The organism is Pseudomonas sp. LB3P25 (assembly GCF_054897985.1).
This window is the reverse complement of record NZ_CM142711.1, coordinates 5654634-5674450: the sequence shown is the minus strand read 5'-3', so window position 1 is coordinate 5674450 and position 19817 is coordinate 5654634. Positions and strand designations below refer to the sequence as shown.

Below are 19817 nucleotides of genomic sequence, written 5' to 3'. Positions count from 1 at the left end.
AGCCTGCTCGCGAAAGCGTCCGAAAGGACGCTAAAAAATCAGGCCTTGTTCAACGCCTGTGCCGCCGCCAGAACAGCATCCACATGTCCCGGCACCTTCACACCACGCCATTCCTGACGCAGCACACCGTCCTTGTCGATCAGGAACGTGCTGCGATCAACGCCCATGTATTCCTTGCCGTAGAGCTTTTTCAGCTTGATCACGTCGAACAACTGGCAGAGTGCTTCTTCCTTGTCGCTGATCAGCTCGAAGGTGAACGCCTGCTTGGCCTTGAAGTTTTCGTGGGATTTGAGGCTGTCGCGGGACACGCCGAAGACTTCGGTGTTGGCGGCTTTAAAGGCGTCAAGCTGATCGCGAAAGCCCTGACCCTGGGTGGTGCAGCCTGGTGTGCTGTCCTTCGGGTAGAAGTAAATCACCACTTGCTTGCCTTTGAGGCTCGCGAGGTTAACGGTCTGCCCGCTGGTGGCGGGTGCTTCGAAGTCGGCAACCGGTTGGTCGATGGCAACGGCCATGAAAGCTTCCTTACATTGGGTTTTGTGGGCGCCACGGTTCGATCAGGGCATCCAGGTTCAGCGCGTCGGCGAAATCCAGGAACTGATCGCGCAACCAGCTGATCTGCACACCGGCCGGCAAGGTCACGGTAAACGTGGCATTGAGCATGGTGCCGCCGGTTTGCGGGGCCTGATAGGTGTCGCAGGTCAGGTTTTCCAGCTCGACATTGTGGTCCATGAAGAACTGACACAGCTCGTTAATGATGTCCGAGCGGTAAGCCGAGCTGACATAAGCGACGTATGGCAGGGCTTGAGGACGATTCTCCAGCGCCGCGCTGCGCACCACATTGACCGTAAAGGCGTGCTTCTTGGCGAGGCTCGGCAGGCTGCCTTCGAGGCGCGCCAGGGCGTCCCAGCTGCCGGAGATCTCGAGGATCAACGCGCTGCACTCGCCGTGGCGCGTCAGGCGAGAAGTGACCACGGCGCAGCGGTTTTCATGGCTGGCGCGGCACAGGACGTTAGTCAGCTCCATGGGGTTGGCGCCGAGGGCACTGATGACAAGGAATTGTTCGCGAACTGTGGGGGTGGACATGCAGCATTCCTAAAGCGATGAGCGGTCGATACTTCTACGGGCTTTTTTTACCGGGAGCGAGCCTGCGGATGCGAATTCAGAAAACCCGAGCCGCAAGGTTGCAACGTGCTCCAGAGTGGCAAGAGCGAGGGGTGGCAACGCTGGATCGGGGCTTGTGATGCCGAAAATGGAGGCTGGAACCCGGCGTACGAGCTTATCAGTACCGATCAAAGTCTGAAGGGTAGCGAAAAGCAGCGCCAAGGGGAATGGCAGCAGCGCAGTACTTCGCTTGTACAAGCATCTTGGCGCCAGTACCATTACCGCTCTCTTTTTCCGGCAGGAGCGGTTGCATGATTGCGGGCAGTATGGTGGCACTGGTCACACCCATGGATGCACAAGGTCGTCTCGACTGGGACAGCCTGAGCAAACTGGTGGACTTTCACCTGCAAAACGGCACCCACGCCATCGTGGCGGTCGGCACCACAGGTGAATCGGCCACCCTTGACGTGAACGAGCACATCGAAGTGATTCGTTACGTGGTGAAGCAGGTTGCAGGGCGCATTCCGGTGATCGCCGGTACCGGCGCCAACTCGACGCGCGAAGCCATCGAGCTGACCACCAATGCGAAGACCGCCGGCGCCGATGCGTGCCTGCTGGTGACTCCGTATTACAACAAGCCGACCCAGGAAGGCTTGTACCAGCACTTCAAGGCAATCGCCGAAGCCGTCGACATCCCGCAGATCCTTTATAACGTGCCCGGCCGTACGGCGTGCGACATGCTGGCCGAAACCGTGATCCGCCTGTCGACCGTGAAAAACATCATTGGCATCAAGGAAGCCACCGGCGACCTGACCCGTGCCAAGGCCATCATCGACGGCGTGAGCAAAGACTTCCTGGTGATCTCCGGTGACGACGCCACCGCAGTCGAGCTGATCCTGCTCGGCGGCAAGGGCAACATCTCGGTGACCGCCAACGTTGCTCCGCGTGAAATGAGTGACCTGTGCAACGCTGCTCTGAAAGGCGACGCCGTGACGGCCCGCGCGATCCACGAAAAGCTGATGCCACTCAATAAAACCCTGTTTATCGAATCCAACCCTATCCCCGTGAAATGGGCACTGCATGAAATGGGCTTGATGCCGGACGGTATCCGTCTGCCGCTCACCTGGCTCAGCGCTGCCTGTCACGAACCGCTGCGGCAGGCCATGCGCCAGTCCGGCGTCCTGGTTTAATTGAGGAAGTACTACGCATGAAGCGAATGGCCGGACTTTCCGCACTTGCCTTGATCATCTCCAGCACCAGTGGCTGCGGATGGGTCTGGGGCCCGGAAGGTTATTTCCGTGACCGTGGTAGCGATTACCTGGAAGCGCAACAAACTGCACCCATGCAATTGCCGCCGGATGTCAGCACCGCCAAGCATCTGGATCCGCTGTTGCCGATCCCGCGCAACGTGGCCGATGACACCGCAAAGGGCGAGTACATCGTTCCCCGTCCGCAGCCGTTGTCGGCAGCGGCTGACGCCAGCGCCTACTCCCTGCAAAAGACCGGTGATTCGCGTTGGATCGTCGCCCAGAACCCGCCGGCCGAAGTCTGGCCAGTGGCCGTGCAGTTCTTCCAGGACAACGGTTTCCGTCTGGACGAACAGCGTCCGCAAACCGGCGAATTCACCACCACCTGGCAGCATTCCGACGAACTGTCCGCCGCGATGGCCAAGCGCCTGAGCGCAGCCGGTGTCGGCGCCGACAGCGAAACCCGTGTGCGGGTCCGCATCGAGCCAGGTGTGCAGCGCAACACCAGTGAAGTCTACGTGGTCAGCGCCGAGCGTCCTGCCGGTAGCACCTCCGACGTGGCCTTCACCAACCGTTCGGTCAACACGGGCCTGGACGCGGCACTGGTCGACGACATGCTCGCGAGCATGAGCCGTACCTCGGAGAAGGGCGGTTCGGTCTCCATGCTGGCTTCGCGTGATACCGATACGCCAAGCCGTGTCAGCCTGAGCGAAGACGGCAGCGGCAACCCGGTTCTGAACGTCGGCACTGACCTGGATCGTGCCTGGTCGAGCGTCGGTCGTGCGTTGGAACAGGGTGAATGGCGCGTTGAAGACATCAACCGCAGCCTGGGCCTGTACTACATCAACCTGTCTGAAAAAGCCGAGAAGAAAGACGAGAAGCCTGGCTTCTTCAGCAGCCTGTTCGGCAGCGCGCCGAGCAAGGAAGAAGTTGAAGCCCGTGCCGAGCGTTATCAGGTTCGCCTGAGCAAGGTTGGCGACAACGTCCAGGTCACCGTCGAGAAAAACATCAATACCGTGGCGCCGGCTGACGTGGCGCGCAAAGTGTTGAGCGTGATTCAGGACAACCTGGGCTGATCACATGCGTTTTGCCGTTCTCGGCAGCGGTAGCCAAGGGAACGGCACGCTGATAGCCAGCGCTGACACGTATGTGCTGGTGGATTGTGGTTTCTCCCTGCGGGAAACCGAAAAACGCCTGCTGCGCCTGGGTGTGAACCCTGCGCAGTTGAGTGCGATACTCGTGACCCACGAACATGCCGACCACGTGCATGGCGTGGGTTTGCTGTCTCGGCGCTACAATCTGCCTGTCTACCTCAGTCGCGGCACCCTGCGCGGGATGCGCAAACCAATTGAACCGGCTGGCCTTCTGGCCGGCGGCGAGCAACTGCAGATCGGCGCACTGAGCATCGGCGTCATTGCCGTGGCCCATGATGCACAGGAGCCGACGCAATACGTCTTCAGTGACGGTGAACGGCGCTTCGGCCTGTTGACCGACCTGGGCTCGTATTGCAACAAGGTGCTGGACGGCTATCGGGACCTCGATGCGTTGATGATCGAGGCCAACCATTGCCGTGACATGCTGGCTCGCGGTCACTACCCCTACTTTCTCAAGCAGCGGGTAGGCGGTGAACTGGGGCATTTGAACAACCATCAGGCGGCATTCCTGGTGTCCGAGTTGGGCTGGCAAGGCCTGCAACACCTGGTCCTGGCCCATCTGAGCAGCAAGAACAACCTGCCGCAGCTGGCCCGGCAATGTTTTGTCGACACCCTCGGGTGCGACCCGGACTGGCTGCAACTGGCCGATCAAGATTCAGGGCTCGACTGGCGACACATCGCCTAGCCCACCTACTTAGCAAGCGGAGCCCATCATGGAAAAACGTGAAGAACTCTACCGCGGCAAAGCCAAATCGGTTTTCAAGACCGACGACGCTGACCGCTTGATCCTGCTGTTTCGCAACGACACTTCGGCGTTCGACGGCAAGCGCATCGAGCAGCTCGACCGCAAAGGCATGGTGAACAACAAGTTCAACGCCTTCATCATGCAGAAACTCGAAGCAGCCGGCGTGCCGACCCAATTCGACAAACTGCTGGGCGACAATGAATGCCTGGTGAAGAAGCTCGACATGATCCCGGTCGAGTGCGTCGTGCGCAACTACGCCGCCGGCAGCCTGGTCAAGCGTCTGGGCGTCGAAGAAGGCATGAAGCTCAACCCTTACACCTTCGAACTGTTCCTGAAGGACGACGCCAAGGGCGACCCGTTCATCAACGAATCCCACGTCGTGGCATTCGGTTGGGGCACCGCCGAGCAACTGGTTCGCATGAAAGAACTGTCGCTCAAGGTTAACGAAGTCCTGAGCAAGCTGTTCGACGACGCCGGCCTGCTGCTGGTCGACTTCAAACTGGAATTCGGCGTGTTCTCCGACGGCTCCATCGTCCTGGGCGACGAATTCAGTCCGGACGGCTGCCGCCTGTGGGACAAGGCTACCGGCAAGAAAATGGACAAAGACCGCTTCCGTCAGGGCCTCGGTGACGTCATCGAAGCCTACGAAGAAGTCGCCAATCGTCTGGGCGTACCGCTTTAATCGACGCAAGCATCTGATAGCACGGAAAAATTTCGCCTAGGGGGTTCGCTTCCGGCAAAAGTGTTGTTATGATGCGCGCCGTTGGAGAGATGCCAGAGTGGCCGAATGGGACGGATTCGAAATCCGTTGTACCTTCACCGGTACCTAGGGTTCGAATCCCTATCTCTCCGCCATTATTGAATAAGACTAAGCCCCTGTAATCGTCAGTGATTACAGGGGCTTTTTCGTTTCTGGCATTTCGTTTAGGGCAAATTTGCCGCCTGTTTTCTCGGCGAGCGGTACGACTGTCTCGCGAAACATAGGCGGTATCGCGCTTTGCTATCGAACCTGAACTCTCGCCTGGATCACCCACAATCCCAGCAAAGACAGAACAGCAAAGCCCCCTCCCATCAAGAAAGTGCCTTGGAAGCCAACCGTGTCCCACAACGCCCCAGCGGTGACACTGGCCAGCAGCAAGGCCAACCCAGTCAACAGATTGAACATGCCAAATGCCGTCCCGCGCAGTTCAGCCGGCGCGCAATCGGCGATCAGGGCGACGAATATCCCTTGGGTAGACCCCATGTGCAGTCCCCATAGAATGACGCCGACGACCAGGCCATCGATACCCGGCGCGAACGCCAGAGTCAGGTCGGCAGCAATCAGCAAAAGCAGACCTACGCCGAGCACCGCCACGCGGCTGACACGATCAGACAAGGCCCCGGCGGGATAGGCTGACAGTGAATACGCCACCCCCATCAGCACAAGTACTGCTGGCGCCCACATCGGCGCCAGCCCGACGGCTTGGCCGCGCAGAATCAGAAAGGCTTCGCTGAAACGCGCCAGGGTGAACACCGCAGCGACACCCACCACCCACCAGTAGCCGGCGCCCAGTCGGGCCAATTCCCGCCGGCTCAAAGGCGCGCGCACCCGGCGCGTCCCTTCCAATTGTTTGGGCTCATGAACGAACACCAGCAGCACCGCGACGGCCAGGAAGGCCGGGATGACGGCCACCCAGAACACAGTCTGGAAGTGGTTCGCGGTTAGCCACATCAATCCGATCGCCAGCAACGGTCCCAGGAATGCACCCACGGTATCCAGAGTTTGCCGCAGGCCGAAAGCGGCGCCCCGTATTTCGGGCGGCGTGATGTCGGCCACCAACGCATCGCGCGGGGCGCCGCGAATACCTTTGCCAATACGGTCGATAAAGCGAGCCCCGGTCAGCCAATCCAGCGACCCCGCCAAAGGAAAGATCGGTTTGGACAGCGCCCCCAGCCCATACCCCAGCGCCGCGAGCAGTTTGCGCTTGCCCAATCGATCACTGAGTGCTCCGGAGAATACCTTGGTGATCGAGGCCGTAGCCTCGGCTATGCCTTCGATGAGACCCACCGCCAGAACGGAGGTACCCAGCACTGTCACCATATAGAGCGGCAACAACGCATGGATCATCTCTGAGGAGATGTCCATCAGCATCGAGACCAAGCCCAACGCCCAGATGCCGCCAGGCATGCTGCGCCAGACGTTGCCGGTTGACGCCTTCTTGATTGGCGCAGTAATCGAAGTGTCACCCGACTTGTCAGTGGTTTTCATCATGAGCCTCGAAAACCTGTTTTGGCGTAGGCATCTAATAGCGCCTCGCACACCTGCTGCCACGTTGCCGCTACCTGCGCCAAGATACGCTGTATCGATGAGTGATTTCGATCAAACAGTTGCGCAATCTGCTGAAGAGATTCGCCTTTCTGCCAGCGATCCCACGTCAGCTTTTTCTGGCTTTCGGTGTAACCCTGGTCATTAGCTATCATGCAATACAGAGCAAATCACCGGATGACGGGGGAATGCATGAACAGATGGCGAAAGCTTTGGGTGTTTGTGAAGCTGGTGGCCGCATTTGCGGCCTGCCTGGCCGTTGCTGTTCAGGCTTTTAGCTACATGTTGGAAAGTCCCGACGCAGCGCAAATGCACCCTTTGAGCATTGTGGTGGTTGGACTGATCTTTGGCTTCTTCACCTATGGAATCCTTTCACTCATTGAAAGGGCTATACGGGGTTTGCTGCCCCGTACTGACCCAGTCTCCAGCACGGTAGCGGCTCAACCTCAAACAGCGCTTGAGGAAGAGGCCGTGCTGATGGAGGAACAGCCTTTGGCCGTGTCAGCTGACGATTCGACTCAGCAGAAAAATCAGTGAGCAGCCTGTATGGCATGGATTGCTGGACGATCATCAAAGGCTCGAAACATGTCGATCAAACCAAGCATTGTTGCGTGATCCTACTTTCAGTGTGCTGAGTATTTGCGTCGGAACAGGCAGCGCCGCAGCGTAAGAAAAATATGCCTCTTCAAGGGAAAAGTTACTCAGCCCAGTCACTCTATTTACCGCCCCCCGAATCTATTGGTTGTCCCGCCAATCAAGGCTGTATCTGCGAAACATCCCCTGACATTGAAAGACCCTGCTGCAAAAAATCCTCATCTACTCTCGTTTCGCAGATCACTGATCTGCCGTCATCAGCAATCGCAAGGAGCGAGCAATGTATTTTGAGATTTACAGGCAAACCCGTGGCATCGTACAGACCGGCAAAGGTCAATGGCGGTGGCGTTTGAGGGCGGGAAACCATGAAACGATTGCCAGCGGGGAGGCTTACGTCAACAAGTCTGATTGTGTGCATGCCATCAGTTTGATCAAAGGGACCCACGATCAGACGCCGGTCAAGGAAATCTAGGCTTCGTGTGGTGAAGCTGCTCAGTCAGAGCAGCTTCGTTCCAACGGGCGGTCTTACGGTTGTGAGTGGCCCAGTTTTCGTTTGATCAGGTCGTAGACGTCCTTGTGGGTAGAGTTGCGCAGGGTATTATCCTTGCAGGCCGATTTGAGGAGCGTTTTAACCTCTTCTTTGGCGTGAGGGTAAAGGCCGGCGACGTAGTCGGCTTCATGGTCCTGAGTGCAGTTGAAGTGTTTGTCGTCTTTCGCTTTATCTCTAGCCATTGATGGGCTCCTTTGAGTTCAAATGGTTGGGTGGTCAGGGCTGTTTTGCCCTAAACGTTGCTCAGCTTAGAGACGCAATCGCTTCCCGCCAGATGAACAAAGAAATCAGGAAGAGGATGTAAGACCAAGCCGCTGCCTGAATCTGGATTAAACGCAAACGGCTTGAGTCGCATAGACGCCGATTGCGACACCTACCTAAACTGTCAGCAGATTTGGGAGCGGGGTCAGTGGATGAATCGTAACGAACTACGCAAGGCCGACATCAACCTGATGGTGGTGTTTGAAACGCTGATGCTCGAACGCAACGTCACCCGGGTGGCGGAGAAATTGTTTCTCGGCCAGCCGACCATCAGTTCGGCGCTCAATCGCTTGCGCACGATGTTCAACGATCCGCTGTTCATACGCGTCGGGCATCGTATGGAGCCGACGGCGCGGGCCGAGGAAATCATTCTGCACCTGTCGCCGGCGCTGGATTCGTTGTCGGTGGCGTTGAGCCTGACCCATGATTTCGACCCTGCCAGCAGCACTATGAGCTTTCGTATCGGGCTGTCGGACGATGTCGAGTTTGGCCTGCTGCCGCCGTTGCTGCGTGCCTTGCGCCAGGAAGCCCCGAAGGTGGTGTTCGTGGTGCAGCATGTCGATTACTGGCGGATTCCGGATTTGTTGGCGTCCGGCGATATCACCGTTGGTATCAGCCAGACTCGCGGGCTTCCGGCCAACGCCAAGCGCAAGTTGTTGCGGCACATCCTGCCCAACATTTTGCGCGCCGACGCATCGGACACACCGTTGACGCTCGATGAATATTGCGCGCGACCGCATGTGCTGGTTTCCCACACCGCCAATGTCAGTGGTTACGCCGATGAGTGGCTGGCGGAGATTGGTCGTACGCGCCACGTCGTCCTTTCCGTGCCGCAATACAGTTCGTTGCCGGCCTTGCTAGCCGGGACTGATTTGATCGCCAGCCTGCCGGATTACGCCGCCGAAGCGATGGCCGCGTCCGGCCAGTTGTTCAAGGAGCCGTTTCCGTTCAAGACGCCGACCCTGGATCTGTCCATGGTCTGGCTCAGTCATGTCGATACCGACCCCGCCGAGCGCTGGTTGAGGTCGAGGCTGGAGGCGTTCATGAGTGAACGCGCGGTGTTACCGCAGCCCGAGTGAATAGGGCAGTGCTGTGATATATGTACGACCTTTCTGCCCACCTTCAGGAGCTTAGTCATGCCTCACCTGCACATGGAATACACCGCCAACCTGCCCGAGCTCAATGCTGACGTGGCGTTGATCCGGCTTAATAATACGTTGGTGGCTTCCGGTCAGTTTGCTGCCGAATACGACATCAAGAGCCGAGCGGTGAAGGTCGAGACGTTCAAGGTCGGCACGGCGTTAGGTGAACGGGCCTTCGTGCATGTGAAACTGGCACTATTGAGCGGTCGCTCACCTCAGATCAAGAAGCAGTTGTCCGAGAGCTTGCTGGCGGTGGTTCAGGACTTGTGTGAATGGCCAGCGGATGTTGAAGTCCAGATGGCCGTGGAAATCCTCGACATTGATCGAGAGTCCTACACCAAGGTCGCCATCAGCCACTGAGTTTCAGGCCATTTCCTGCTCGGCGCAGGCCTTGACCACTTGCTCACGCAACCAGGTGTTGGCGCTGTCCTGATCGGCGCTTTGAGTCCATTGCATGTCCAAGGTGAATCCCGGCAAGCCGTTGGGCGCTTCGCAATGATTGAAGATCACCTCGTTGGCCAGCAATTGCTGGACGCGCCGAGGCAGGGTCAGGATGAAGTCGGTACCGGTGATCATCTTCAGTGCTGCACTGTAACTATTGGAACGCGCGACGATCTGGCGTTTTTGCGCCTGCTGCGCCAGCCAGCCGTCGACCATGTTGGTGGTGGACGTCCAGGGTGTCGGGAACACATGTCGGCGTTCGACGAAGGCTTGCAGGCTTAAACGCGGTTCCGGCGGTGTGGCGCGTTTATCGAAGACGCAGACCAGGTCGTCCTCCAGCAGCATCCGGGATTTGAAATCGCCGTGACTGCGATGAAAGTTCGGGCCGAAACAAATCACCAGGTCGAGGCTGCCGTCGCGCAGTTCTTCGGCCGGGATGTCGGTTTCGAACTTGTGCATGTTGACCATCACCGGCAGGTCGGCGAAATCGAAATTCTTCAACAGACGCGGCAGGATCAACTGCTCGAAGTATTCAGGTGCGCAAATATTGAAGGTGACCGGTTGCAGGGTCGGGTCGAACGCCTGCAGACCTGCGTGACACAGGTTGATGCTTTCGAGGATCTTCAGCACGTGGGTGTACATGGTGCTGGCTTTGTAGGTGGGGCGCATACCCGCACGGGTATTGATGAACAGCTCGTCTTCGAAACTGGTGCGCAGCTTTTTCAGGCAGTAACTCACGGTGGACTGGCTGACGCAGAGCGCCTCGGATACACCGGTGACGCTGCTTTGCTCATACACGGCGATAAACACCATGAGGTCCTGCATATCGAGCTTTCTAAGCAAGTTACTGTTCAACATCCGTTTCGTCTCGCTGTGCTCCTTGCGCTGACTGTGCGCAAATTTGTGCGAGTGATCCTAACGGAACGATGGTGCCAGGAGAATGCCCTGTAGGATTTTTCATAGAAAGTTGTGGGGCAGTTACAGAGGCCGTCAGCTTTGAACGGCTGCTGGCAGCGCGCTGCGACTGGACATCAGCAATGCCAACATACCGATGCCCACCAGCAGCGCCCCGAAGATTTCCAGCGGCAGCGGCGACTGACGTAACCAGAACCAGTGAAACAACGTGAGGAACAGTGTGCTCAGGTAAATGTAGGAGATGACCGAGGAAGGAGCGATGACGGCAATTGCCCGATGCAGCAGCCAGAAGGTCGCCAGCGTGGCGAACACCGCCAGGTAGATCAGCCACCCAACATCGCCCACGGTCAGCAATGACGCCGATCGCCAGCCGCCGTTGAACCCGCAGAATGCCAGCAGAAACAGCGCGCCGAATAGCATGTTCCAGAAGGTCATGCCCACCGGGCCGCGACCCTTGAGACTGCTGGCCTTGAGCCGTTGACTCAGGGGCGAGTAGAGCGCCATCGCCAGGCAACCGACGCCATACACTGCCACCGCATACAGCGATGGCAGCTCACCAGGGCCTGCGCCTTTCAAAACCAGCAATACGGCCCCGGCAGCGGCCATCAGCATCGGCAGCACCCGCTGTTTCAGGTTGCTGTCGGGCATCAATACGGCTTCGAACAGCATTGTCAGCAGAGGCACCAAGGTGAACATCGTTCCGGTATTGACGGCCGAGGTGTAGCGCAATGCCTCGAACAGCGAGCCGAAATACACCGCCAGCAGCAAGCCGAGCGCGGCATGGCCGAACAGTCCGCGGGCGGTCATGGCGGTATCGCCCTTGAACAGCAGCAGCGGCAAAAATACCAGGGCGCAGAACAGCAGGCGCAAACCGGTCAGCAGGATCGGGTCGATGACCTGACTGACCTGTGCTGCCGCAGAAAACGATGCAGCGATCAACAGTGCCCAGAGCAGCATGCCGACGTGAGCGGCGACGAAACTGGTGTGTTTCATGATGTGGGTTCCGGGGTCAGCGAATGTGGTGGGCGTAATGCCGTGGATCGAAGCGCAAGACCATCAGGATCATCAGTGCCATGACGCCGGTCAGTGACCACCAGGCCCATTTGAAGCTGCCGAGCTGATCGCGGATCAACCCGGCAATCAGCGGCGAGAGACCGGCGATCAGGTAGCCGATGCCTTGCACGAACGCAGTCAGGCCGCCGGCACGCTGGGGATTGTCCAGATGATCCAGGGACACGATCAGGCTCATCGGGAACAGTCCGCCGATGCCGAGCCCCAACAGGCATGGCCACAACAGACTCAGGCGTTGCGGGCTGAGAATAAGCCCACAGAAACCGGCCATGATCAGCGCCAGCAACACTACCAGCACCACGCGCCGGTCACGGCTGCGGTTGGCAATGGCCGGTGTCAGCAGGCCGGACAACACTTCCATGGCGGTCAAGAAACCCAGCAGCAACCCGGCGTTTTGTTCGCTCCAACCCTTTTCGACGTAGTACGGCGCCAGCCAGGCCAGCACACAGGTGTAGGACGCCGTACCCAAGCCGAAGAAGATGGCGAGTAACCAGGCGCGGGAATTGCCGAAGAAGGACCCATTGCGTTGCGCCTGAGCAGGCTGCGCCGGCATTCTTTCACGCTGCAGGCACCAAAACAGCAGCGCCACCAGCGCCAGCGCGGCCCAGATCGCCAGGCCCACGCGCCAGCTGCCGGTGCGGACCATCACCAGCGGTGCAAACGACGCCGCAATCGCTGCGCCGCCCATGATCGACGTGACGTAGAGCCCCGTGCACACGGCAACGTGTTCGCTGAAGCGGGATTTGATCAGTGCCGGCATCAACGCCTGGATCAGCGCGATACCGATACCCGCCAGCACGGCGCTGAGGATCAGTTCGGCCGCCGAATCGAGGACTAATCGCGACACCGTAGCCACGCCAATGACCAGCAGCGAGAGCACCACAGTGCGTTGTTCGCCGATTCGTTGGCTGATGCTCAGCCCAAAGAACATCGCCAGCCCCATCGCCATCACTGGCAGCATGGTCAGCAGCGAGGCCAGGCTGAAACTCAGCCCAATGTCGCCGCGAATCGCCGACAGCAAAGGACCGACGGCGGCCATGGAAGGCCTCAGGTTCAGGGCGACCAGGATGATGCTAACCATCAGCCAGAGGGCGGGGCGGGAGGTTGCGCGAACGTTTTCCATCGATCGGACCTTGAATGACAAGGAGCCGATTAGGCGCGCGAGGCCTGGAGGCCGCAAATCAGAAAGTCCGGAGCAGTATTTAGAAATTAAATACCTCTGCCGAGACACAGATCCCCTGTGGGAGCGAGCCTGCTCGCGAAGACGGAGTGTCAGTTACCATAAATATCGACTGTCACGCCGCCTTCGCGAGCAGGCTCGCTCCTACATTGGATCTAGGATGGTTATAGAATGTTTAGTCATATCGCAACCAAAGTTCTTCAAATCCCGATTTAACGACTTAACCTCTCCGTGTGACGCTGCTGCTCATCTGTTCTCTGCGGTTTTCTCTATGGACGATTGTCCAGTCGCACTCCCCTCCGAATTAGCCTTCTGGGCGCTGTGGCACTGCCGTCACGCGCGCCCACCGGATTTCTGCCTTTCCCGTTGATTGTTCTTACAGGTCCCGCACTGCGTGCCGGGATCAAAACGGCGGCGCCTGTGCGTTTGCCTGACGCGGAAATAAGAGAATTCCCATGAGTGTTGCCACAACATCCTTCGCCTCCAAGCAAGAAGCCCTGACCTTTCTTGAACAGAACCCGGATATAGAGATGTTCGAGTTGTTCATCCTCGACAACAACGGTGTACCTCGGGGCAAGTTGCTGCACCGCGATGAATTGCTGGCGGTGTACGAAAGCGGGCGGCCATTGCCGAGCACCATTCTTGGCCTGACCATTAATGGCGATGACGTGGAAAACTCCGGCCTGGTCTGGGATGTTGGCGATATCGACTGCCGGGCGTACCCGATCAGCGGCAGTTTGACGCGCATGCCCTGGCGGCTGATGCCTACGGCGGCGGTGCAGGTCAGCATGCACCCGAAGGAGGGCATGCCCGCGACGATTGCCGATCCACGGCATCTGCTGGCGAAAGTCATCGAAGGCTTGCAGGCCGATGGTTATTACCCGGTGATGGCGGCGGAGCTGGAGTTCTACCTGCTGGATCAGCAGCGCGACAGCAACGGTCGGCCGCAACCGGCGCGGGATGTCGATGGTGGACGACCGCGAGGGACTCAGGTCTATGGCTTGCGTGAACTGGAGCAGATCGAGCCGTTTCTGGCCGATCTCTACAGCGCCTGCAAACTCCAGGGTATTCCGGCGCGCACGGCAATTTCCGAATACGCGCCCGGACAAGTGGAAATCACCCTCGAACACCGCACCGACGCCTTGCAGGCGATGGACGAAGCGGTGCGCTACAAACGGCTGGTCAAGGGCGTGGCCCACAAGCACGGGATGACCGCGTGCTTCATGGCGAAACCGTTTGATGACTTGGCGGGCACTGGCATGCACATGCACGTCAGCCTGGCGGACAAGGAGGGCAACAACCTGTTCGCCAGTGAAGCTCTGGACGGTACGCCACTGCTCAAACAGGCAGTCGGCGGGATGCTCAGCACCTTGCTCGATTCGTTGCTGCTGTTCTGTCCGAACGCCAACTCTTACCGTCGCTTTCAGACCAACAGTTATGCGCCGTTAGCGGCCACTTGGGGCGTGGACAACCGCACCGTAAGTTTGCGCGTACCCGGCGGGCCGGCGTTCTCCCGGCATATCGAACACCGCATCTGTGGCGCCGACGCCAACCCGTATCTGGCGGCTGCGGCGATTCTGGCCGGTATCCATCGCGGTATTCGCGAACAACTCAATCCTGGTGCGCCGGTGGAGGGCAATGGCTACGCTCAGGCCACGGAACTGTTGCCGACTGACTGGCTGACCACGTTGCGGGCGCTGGAAGGTTCGAGTTGGGCACGGGACGCGTTCGGCGGTGAATTCCTCGGCGTGTACCTGGCAGTAAAACGTGCCGAGTATCGACAGTTCATGGGCGAGGTCGGCGAGCAGGACTGGCGTTGGTATTTGAATCAAGCCTGAACAGAACCTGAACCATTCTCAAATAAGTTGAGCGTTTTGGCCTCGTACCATGAGCCAACTAATCGTTGGCTTCTTTTTCACAAAAAATTGATGGTTGGCAGCCTAAAATTAGTGATGTTGCGGCCAATGAAATTTTCACATTTGGCGAAGGCACATTTATTCAGGAACAGCCGATCTCATGTTGAAGATTAAAGCCGTGCGCCCCGAGTGGGTGACACTGATTGCCAGCACCTTTCTATTGGCAGGATTCAATTTAGTTCTCTGGCAACACCTGTTTGAAATCACGGGCTCTGACGGTCAAGGCATCGTCATGCGTGTGGCATTCGGAGCGATGATCCTTGCTGCTTTCAACATTGTGCTGACCCTGCTGGCGTTCCGGCCGGTAATGAAGCCTGTTTTGACGCTGATCTTTATGGTCAGTGCCGGCGTAGCGTACTTCATGGGTCAATATGGCGTGCTGATTGACACCGGCATGTTGCGTAACTTTGCGCAAACTAATGCGACGGAAGTGCGTGACTTGCTGTCGTTGAAGTTGCTTGTTTATATCCTTCTGCTGGGTGTCTTGCCGTCGTTGTTGTTGTGGCAGATCCCGGTTAATTACCGCCGCTGGCACCGTGAGCTATTAAGTAAAGCGCTGGTAAGTGTCGCGTCAGTTGCCGTGATTGGTGGCGTTGCACTGGTTAACTATCAGGGCCTGTCTTCGTTGTTTCGCAATCATCATGAATTGCGCCTGATGGTCGTGCCAAGCAACTACATCGGTGCCTCTTTCGGCTTTCTGCGTGAGCAGGTCGCGTCTGCGCAGCAGCCCTTTATGAAACTGGGTGAAGATGCCCAGCGAAATCCCGCCTGGCAAACCCATGAGCGCAAATCCCTGACCGTGCTGGTGGTGGGCGAAAGTGCTCGCGCCGAGAACTTCGGCATCCTGGGGTATAACCGTGACACCACACCCAAACTGAGTAAAGAGGCCGGCCTGATCGCGTTCACAGACGTGCATTCCTGCGGGACGGAAACAGCGGTGTCGGTGCCGTGCATGTTCTCCGACATGGGCCGCAAGGATTACAACGCCAGCAAGGCAAAGAACCAGGAAGGCCTGCTGGACGTACTCAAACGCGCGGGTCTCGACGTGATCTGGCGCGATAACCAATCGGGCTGCAAAGGCACTTGCGATCGGGTGACCGTCGACGACGTCAGTAACCTGAAAGACCCGGTGCTGTGTGCCAATAGCGAATGCCGCGATGAAATCCTGCTGCAGGGTTTGCAGCACTTCATCGATACCCTGGATAAAGACACGGTACTGGTGTTGCACCAGATGGGCAGTCACGGTCCGGAATACTTCAAGCGCTACCCGAAAGAGTACGAGCGCTTCACCCCGGTTTGTGAAAGTAACGCCCTGAACAATTGCAGTCGCGAAAGTATCGTCAATGGCTACGACAACACCCTGGTGTATACCGATCACGTGCTGTCCACCCTGATCGATCTGTTGCGTAACAATCAGGACAAAGTCGATACCGCGATGCTCTATCTGTCGGATCACGGCGAATCCTTGGGCGAGTACAACTTGTTTCTGCATGGCACGCCTTACATGCTGGCACCGGAACAACAAAAGCATGTCGCGATGCTGGCCTGGTTTTCCGACAGCTATCAAAAGTCGTTCTCGGTGGACGCCCATTGCCTGCAACTGAGTCGCGAAAAGCCCTTGAGTCAGGACAACCTGTTCCATTCGATGCTCGGTTTGCTGGAGGTCCAGAGCAAGGTGTACAACCAGAATCTGGATATGTTTGCCGGATGTCGTGGTGCGGTGAACGACGGCGTGTTGGTCAAAAAGTGAGTACCTCAACCTTTTTTCATGCACCGGCCGCTAACCTGTGGCCGGTAGAGTATCCCCCGAGAGCCATTGCACATGTCCGCTCAACCCCCATCTGCCATCGAGCTTGAGATCGCCCGGCGCTACGATCAGGAGCACGCCCGCGTCTGTCTTCAGCCGCGGCCGCGTGGCCTGGCCGGGCGGTTGACGTTCTGGCGTGACGAGCAACTGGTGCGCAACGCGCTCAAGGCTGCCGGCGAACCGGGTCTGGTTCTTGATTTGGCTTGCGGTGTCGGGCGCTTCTGGCCAGTACTGGCCGAGCATGCAAACCGGGTGATCCTCGCGGCTGACCCGTCGCAGGACATACTCGATCATGCCCGCACCCACCATCCGCAGAGCTTGCTGAAACGGGTCAAAACCTTTCAGAGTTCAGCGTTTACCATCGGCTTGTCGGCGAATGCGGTTGACTGCATTTTTTGCATGCAACTGTTTCAACACCTCACCTGCTCCGAGCATCGCTTGGCCATGCTTAAGGAGTTCCATCGGGTCAGTCGCGATACGGTGATTGTGGGGGTTCGGGTCGATGCTCATTTCAAAGGTCGGCGCACGGATGCACAGGGCGCTCCGGCCCGACCGTTGGCCAGCAAGGCCGACGTGGAAGCCGAGTTCAAGCGCGCAGGTTTGCGCGTGCTCAGTCATCAGGACTTCCTGCCCGGCTGTGCGCGGATGCGCGTCTACGTACTGCGTAAGGCCGGTTAGTCTCCGCTTGTCAGACATTTCTTGCCGTCTGGCAGGCATTTTCGCTAAAGCTCTTGTTCAGTGGAGGCGCGGAAATCGCCGGGGGCGATATATACTGCGCGCCATTCTTCAAGGGAGAGCCGTGTGGCCATCGATATTCACTGGATTCGCGACAACGATAGCCTCGGTCAGTTTTGCGCCGAGTGGCAGCTGCTGCCATTCGTTGCCCTCGACACCGAATTCATGCGGGTCGACACCTTTTACCCGATCGCAGGTCTGCTGCAGATCGGCGATGGCGTACGCGCTTACCTGATTGACCCACTGACCATCGACAACTGGCAGCCTCTGGCCGCATTGCTGGAAAACCCGGCCGTGGTCAAAGTCGTCCATGCGTGCAGCGAAGACCTTGAAGTCCTGCTGCGCCTGACCGGCAGCCTGCCGGCGCCGCTGTTTGACACTCAATTGGCCGCCGCTTACCTGAACCTGGGTTTCTCCATGGGGTATTCGCGGCTGGTGCGGGAAGTGCTCGGCATCGACCTGCCCAAGGGCGAGACCCGTTCCGACTGGCTGCAACGCCCACTGTCGGACACCCAAATCAGCTACGCCGCCGAAGATGCGTTGCACTTGGCGGAAGTTTTCGTACAGCTTCGTCCGAAGCTTTCTGACGACAAGTACGCCTGGGTCCTGGAAGACGGCGCCGAGCTGGTGGCCAACTTGCGTCGTGAGGTTGATCCGTATGAGGTCTATCGCGAAGCCAAGCTGGCCTGGAAGCTCTCCCGCGCCCAACTCGCCGTGTTGCGTGAACTGTGCGCCTGGCGCGAGCGCGAAGCCCGCGCCCGTGATCTGCCGCGCAACCGCATCGTGCGTGAGCATTCCCTGTGGCCGCTGGCGCGGACTCAGCCGGACAACCTCGGCGCGTTGGCGAAGATCGAAGACATGCACCCGCGTACCGTGCGTCAGGACGGCGAATTTCTGCTTGATCTGATCAAACGCTCTGGCAGTGTGTCGCCTGATCAATGGCCGCCAGCAGTGCCGGAGCCTTTGCCGGTGGACGCCGCCACGCTGGTCAAACAGCTGCGTGCGATCGGCCAGGCCGAAGCCGAACGGCTGAACATCGCGCCAGAGCTGATGCTGCGCAAGAAAACCCTGGAAGCGCTGCTCAAGAGCGGCTTCCCCAATGGTCCTTACCAATTGCCTGATTCGCTGCGTGGCTGGCGCCGCGAATTGATGGGCCAGGCGCTGCTCGACAGCCTGGCCACCGCCGGAGAACAGCCTTGAAACGTATTTGCTCCATTTATCGAAGCCTGAAGAAAAACGAGATGTACCTCTATGTGCTCAAAAGCGATGCACTGGAGCGCGTCCCGGAAAGCCTGATGGCCGCCTTCGGCAAACCGCATCACGCCTTCGACCTGGTGCTGACCCCCGAGCGCAAACTGTCGCGCGAGGACATCACCGTGGTACTGGAAAACCTTGAGAAACAGGGTTACCACTTGCAAATGCCGCCGGCTGAAGACGAGTACATCGAACACTTGCCGGAAGAATTGCTGCGCCGCAACGACCCGATGTGATCGGCAGACAGGCTCTGTTCAGAGCCTTTATGAAACACTGGAACGATTTTGGCGATGGCCAGGGCGATGGAGCGATACTCCGTCGGCGGCCGTCTGCACTGTTTTTGAAAGGTTTGAACCATGCGCGTTCTGATTGCTGAACACGACCACCCGGTGTACGCCCAGCTGCTGCGTCAAGCAGCGCCCGACCTGGAAGTGCTGACCAGCGGCGACTCCGCTGAACTGGCCAGCCAGGCCGCTGATTGTCCGATCTGGCTCGGTCAGCCGGACCTGCTGGCGACCTTGCTGCGTCAGGGCCACGAGCCACAATGGCTGCAATCGACTTGGGCGGGCATTACGCCGCTGCTGGCCGACGGCTTGCCTCGGCACTATCGCCTGACCCGAGCGGTGGGAATTTTCGGTCAGGTCATGGCCGAATACGTGCTGACCTACATGCTCGGCCACGAGCGCGAAGTGCTGCCGCGGCTGGTCAGCCAGGTCGAGCGCAAATGGGACAGTCGCCAGGGCCAAAGTCTGGCCGGGCGCAAGGTGTTGATCGTCGGCACCGGCGACATCGGGCAGGCCGTGGCGCAATTCCTCGTGCCGTTTGGCGTCGAGTTGTATGGCATCGCCAGCGAAGCCCGCGAGCAGGCGCCGTTTGTCGAAGTCGGGGCGCTGGCTGATCTGCCGCGTCTGGTCGGTGAAGTGGATTACGTGGTCAATCTGCTGCCGAATACGCCGAACACCCATGACCTGTACGACGCGGCGCTGTTCAAGCAGTTCAAGCCGACCGGGTTGTTCATCAACGTCGGGCGTGGCGTGGCAGTGGTCGATGCGGACCTGGTGGAGGCCTTGAAAGAAGGGCATCTGGCCGGTGCCGTGATCGACGTCTGCCGTCAGGAGCCGCTGCCGCAACGACATCCGTTCTGGACCGCGTGGGGCCTGCTGCTGACCGGCCACAGTTCGGCACCGACCTCGCCATCGATGATGGTGAATCTGTTTGTCGAGAATCTGCGGGCGTATCAGGCGGGTGAGGCATTACGTGGGGAAGTGGATTTCAATCGCGGCTACTGAGTACACCCCCGATCAAATTGTGGGAGCGAGCCTGCTCGCGAAAGCGGTCTCACACTCAACATTGATGTTGGGTGTGACGGCCCCTTCGCGAGCAGGCTCGCTCCCACATT

21 protein-coding genes, 1 tRNA gene and 1 pseudogene are annotated in these 19817 nt (G+C 58.6%); 15 read left to right on the top strand and 8 right to left on the bottom strand.

Features of this window, described 5'->3' with window-relative positions; genetic code table 11:
• Nucleotides 1-38 precede the first annotated feature (38 nt).
• Both ACYZTW_RS26050 and ACYZTW_RS26045 read right to left on the bottom strand, forming a co-directional pair.
• Nucleotides 39-512 carry a peroxiredoxin gene (locus tag ACYZTW_RS26050; protein WP_046046123.1) on the bottom strand — a complete coding sequence of 158 codons (474 nt, stop codon included), beginning with the start codon at nt 510-512 and terminating at the stop codon, nt 39-41.
• 10 nt (nt 513-522) lie between these two features.
• A complete protein-coding gene (locus ACYZTW_RS26045; protein ID WP_008034925.1) occupies nt 523-1083 on the bottom strand; it encodes a glycine cleavage system transcriptional repressor in 561 nt (186 codons plus the stop codon).
• A 329-nt stretch (nt 1084-1412) separates the two neighbouring features.
• On the opposite strand from ACYZTW_RS26045, the gene dapA reads away from it, so the two are divergent.
• The 5 genes from dapA to ACYZTW_RS26020 all read left to right on the top strand — a co-directional run bounded on the left by dapA (nt 1413) and on the right by ACYZTW_RS26020 (nt 5102).
• Complete coding sequence (dapA, locus tag ACYZTW_RS26040; RefSeq protein ID WP_109628404.1) at nt 1413-2291, top strand: 4-hydroxy-tetrahydrodipicolinate synthase; 879 nt, start codon at nt 1413-1415, stop codon at nt 2289-2291.
• Nucleotides 2292-2308: 17 nt separating this feature from the next.
• The gene (gene bamC, locus ACYZTW_RS26035; protein ID WP_462002376.1) at nt 2309-3424 is read left to right on the top strand and encodes an outer membrane protein assembly factor BamC; all 1116 of its coding nucleotides are present in this window, start codon (nt 2309-2311) and stop codon (nt 3422-3424) included.
• 4 nt (nt 3425-3428) lie between these two features.
• Entirely contained in the window at nt 3429-4187 is a 759-nt protein-coding gene (locus ACYZTW_RS26030; RefSeq protein ID WP_008034928.1) for an MBL fold metallo-hydrolase, read from the top strand.
• Nucleotides 4188-4215: 28 nt separating this feature from the next.
• Nucleotides 4216-4929, top strand: coding sequence for a phosphoribosylaminoimidazolesuccinocarboxamide synthase (gene purC / locus ACYZTW_RS26025; protein ID WP_008034929.1), 714 nt, complete (start codon nt 4216-4218; stop codon nt 4927-4929).
• 83 nt (nt 4930-5012) lie between these two features.
• Nucleotides 5013-5102 (top strand) — tRNA-Ser (locus ACYZTW_RS26020).
• Between the two features lie 145 nt (nt 5103-5247).
• Here the strand turns inward: ACYZTW_RS26020 and ACYZTW_RS26015 are convergent.
• Nucleotides 5248-6495 (bottom strand): MFS transporter, encoded by a 1248-nt coding sequence (locus tag ACYZTW_RS26015; protein ID WP_462005839.1) that lies wholly within the window; start codon nt 6493-6495, stop codon nt 5248-5250.
• 74 nt (nt 6496-6569) lie between these two features.
• A pseudogene (locus ACYZTW_RS26010) lies at nt 6570-6707 on the bottom strand (helix-turn-helix domain-containing protein); the annotation flags it as partial.
• 37 nt (nt 6708-6744) lie between these two features.
• On the opposite strand from ACYZTW_RS26010, the gene ACYZTW_RS26005 reads away from it, so the two are divergent.
• Nucleotides 6745-7089: a hypothetical protein gene (locus ACYZTW_RS26005; RefSeq protein WP_462002375.1), complete on the top strand. Its 345-nt coding sequence runs from the start codon at nt 6745-6747 to the stop codon at nt 7087-7089.
• 337 nt (nt 7090-7426) lie between these two features.
• Nucleotides 7427-7618 (top strand): YegP family protein, encoded by a 192-nt coding sequence (locus ACYZTW_RS26000; RefSeq protein WP_129441952.1) that lies wholly within the window; start codon nt 7427-7429, stop codon nt 7616-7618.
• A gap of 53 nt (nt 7619-7671) precedes the next feature.
• On the opposite strand, the gene ACYZTW_RS25995 is transcribed toward ACYZTW_RS26000, so the two are convergent.
• Nucleotides 7672-7878, bottom strand: coding sequence for a hypothetical protein (locus tag ACYZTW_RS25995; RefSeq protein ID WP_462002374.1), 207 nt, complete (start codon nt 7876-7878; stop codon nt 7672-7674).
• A gap of 231 nt (nt 7879-8109) precedes the next feature.
• On the opposite strand from ACYZTW_RS25995, the gene ACYZTW_RS25990 reads away from it, so the two are divergent.
• Nucleotides 8110-9036, top strand: a complete 927-nt coding sequence (locus ACYZTW_RS25990; RefSeq protein ID WP_462002373.1) for a LysR substrate-binding domain-containing protein — start codon at nt 8110-8112, stop codon at nt 9034-9036.
• A 57-nt stretch (nt 9037-9093) separates the two neighbouring features.
• Nucleotides 9094-9459, top strand: coding sequence for a 5-carboxymethyl-2-hydroxymuconate Delta-isomerase (locus ACYZTW_RS25985; protein WP_462002372.1), 366 nt, complete (start codon nt 9094-9096; stop codon nt 9457-9459).
• A gap of 3 nt (nt 9460-9462) precedes the next feature.
• On the opposite strand, the gene ACYZTW_RS25980 is transcribed toward ACYZTW_RS25985, so the two are convergent.
• From ACYZTW_RS25980 to ACYZTW_RS25970, 3 genes are all read right to left on the bottom strand, one after another.
• A complete protein-coding gene (locus ACYZTW_RS25980) occupies nt 9463-10398 on the bottom strand; it encodes a LysR family transcriptional regulator (RefSeq protein ID WP_462002371.1) in 936 nt (311 codons plus the stop codon).
• 132 nt (nt 10399-10530) lie between these two features.
• Entirely contained in the window at nt 10531-11448 is a 918-nt protein-coding gene (locus tag ACYZTW_RS25975) for a DMT family transporter (RefSeq protein WP_462002370.1), read from the bottom strand.
• A gap of 16 nt (nt 11449-11464) precedes the next feature.
• The gene (locus tag ACYZTW_RS25970; protein ID WP_462002369.1) at nt 11465-12649 is read right to left on the bottom strand and encodes a cyanate transporter; all 1185 of its coding nucleotides are present in this window, start codon (nt 12647-12649) and stop codon (nt 11465-11467) included.
• Between the two features lie 512 nt (nt 12650-13161).
• On the opposite strand from ACYZTW_RS25970, the gene ACYZTW_RS25965 reads away from it, so the two are divergent.
• The 6 genes from ACYZTW_RS25965 (at nt 13162) to ACYZTW_RS25940 (ending at nt 19707) form a co-directional block, all read left to right on the top strand.
• Complete coding sequence (locus tag ACYZTW_RS25965) at nt 13162-14544, top strand: glutamine synthetase family protein (RefSeq protein ID WP_462002368.1); 1383 nt, start codon at nt 13162-13164, stop codon at nt 14542-14544.
• A 178-nt stretch (nt 14545-14722) separates the two neighbouring features.
• On the top strand, nt 14723-16372 hold the full coding sequence (locus tag ACYZTW_RS25960) for a phosphoethanolamine transferase (protein ID WP_462002367.1): 1650 nt from the start codon (nt 14723-14725) through the stop codon (nt 16370-16372).
• Nucleotides 16373-16444: 72 nt separating this feature from the next.
• Nucleotides 16445-17107 (top strand): class I SAM-dependent methyltransferase, encoded by a 663-nt coding sequence (locus ACYZTW_RS25955; protein ID WP_462002366.1) that lies wholly within the window; start codon nt 16445-16447, stop codon nt 17105-17107.
• A 123-nt stretch (nt 17108-17230) separates the two neighbouring features.
• Complete coding sequence (gene rnd / locus ACYZTW_RS25950) at nt 17231-18364, top strand: ribonuclease D (protein ID WP_462002365.1); 1134 nt, start codon at nt 17231-17233, stop codon at nt 18362-18364.
• Nucleotides 18361-18654, top strand: a complete 294-nt coding sequence (locus ACYZTW_RS25945) for a YcgL domain-containing protein (RefSeq protein WP_007898694.1) — start codon at nt 18361-18363, stop codon at nt 18652-18654. The genes rnd and ACYZTW_RS25945 overlap by 4 nt, the downstream gene beginning before the upstream one ends.
• Nucleotides 18655-18774: 120 nt before the next feature.
• Nucleotides 18775-19707 (top strand): D-2-hydroxyacid dehydrogenase, encoded by a 933-nt coding sequence (locus ACYZTW_RS25940; protein WP_462002364.1) that lies wholly within the window; start codon nt 18775-18777, stop codon nt 19705-19707.
• Nucleotides 19708-19817: the final 110 nt, after the last annotated feature.

Coding starts and splice junctions, on each gene's coding strand:
- ACYZTW_RS26050 (WP_046046123.1), bottom strand. CDS start 512: ATGGCCGTTGCCATCGACCAACCGGTTGCCGACTTCGAAGCACCCGCC.
- ACYZTW_RS26045 (WP_008034925.1), bottom strand. CDS start 1,083: ATGTCCACCCCCACAGTTCGCGAACAATTCCTTGTCATCAGTGCCCTC.
- dapA (WP_109628404.1), top strand. CDS start 1,413: ATGATTGCGGGCAGTATGGTGGCACTGGTCACACCCATGGATGCACAA.
- bamC (WP_462002376.1), top strand. CDS start 2,309: ATGAAGCGAATGGCCGGACTTTCCGCACTTGCCTTGATCATCTCCAGC.
- ACYZTW_RS26030 (WP_008034928.1), top strand. CDS start 3,429: ATGCGTTTTGCCGTTCTCGGCAGCGGTAGCCAAGGGAACGGCACGCTG.
- purC (WP_008034929.1), top strand. CDS start 4,216: ATGGAAAAACGTGAAGAACTCTACCGCGGCAAAGCCAAATCGGTTTTC.
- ACYZTW_RS26015 (WP_462005839.1), bottom strand. CDS start 6,495: ATGAAAACCACTGACAAGTCGGGTGACACTTCGATTACTGCGCCAATC.
- ACYZTW_RS26005 (WP_462002375.1), top strand. CDS start 6,745: ATGAACAGATGGCGAAAGCTTTGGGTGTTTGTGAAGCTGGTGGCCGCA.
- ACYZTW_RS26000 (WP_129441952.1), top strand. CDS start 7,427: ATGTATTTTGAGATTTACAGGCAAACCCGTGGCATCGTACAGACCGGC.
- ACYZTW_RS25995 (WP_462002374.1), bottom strand. CDS start 7,878: ATGGCTAGAGATAAAGCGAAAGACGACAAACACTTCAACTGCACTCAG.
- ACYZTW_RS25990 (WP_462002373.1), top strand. CDS start 8,110: ATGAATCGTAACGAACTACGCAAGGCCGACATCAACCTGATGGTGGTG.
- ACYZTW_RS25985 (WP_462002372.1), top strand. CDS start 9,094: ATGCCTCACCTGCACATGGAATACACCGCCAACCTGCCCGAGCTCAAT.
- ACYZTW_RS25980 (WP_462002371.1), bottom strand. CDS start 10,398: ATGTTGAACAGTAACTTGCTTAGAAAGCTCGATATGCAGGACCTCATG.
- ACYZTW_RS25975 (WP_462002370.1), bottom strand. CDS start 11,448: ATGAAACACACCAGTTTCGTCGCCGCTCACGTCGGCATGCTGCTCTGG.
- ACYZTW_RS25970 (WP_462002369.1), bottom strand. CDS start 12,649: ATGGAAAACGTTCGCGCAACCTCCCGCCCCGCCCTCTGGCTGATGGTT.
- ACYZTW_RS25965 (WP_462002368.1), top strand. CDS start 13,162: ATGAGTGTTGCCACAACATCCTTCGCCTCCAAGCAAGAAGCCCTGACC.
- ACYZTW_RS25960 (WP_462002367.1), top strand. CDS start 14,723: ATGTTGAAGATTAAAGCCGTGCGCCCCGAGTGGGTGACACTGATTGCC.
- ACYZTW_RS25955 (WP_462002366.1), top strand. CDS start 16,445: ATGTCCGCTCAACCCCCATCTGCCATCGAGCTTGAGATCGCCCGGCGC.
- ACYZTW_RS25940 (WP_462002364.1), top strand. CDS start 18,775: ATGCGCGTTCTGATTGCTGAACACGACCACCCGGTGTACGCCCAGCTG.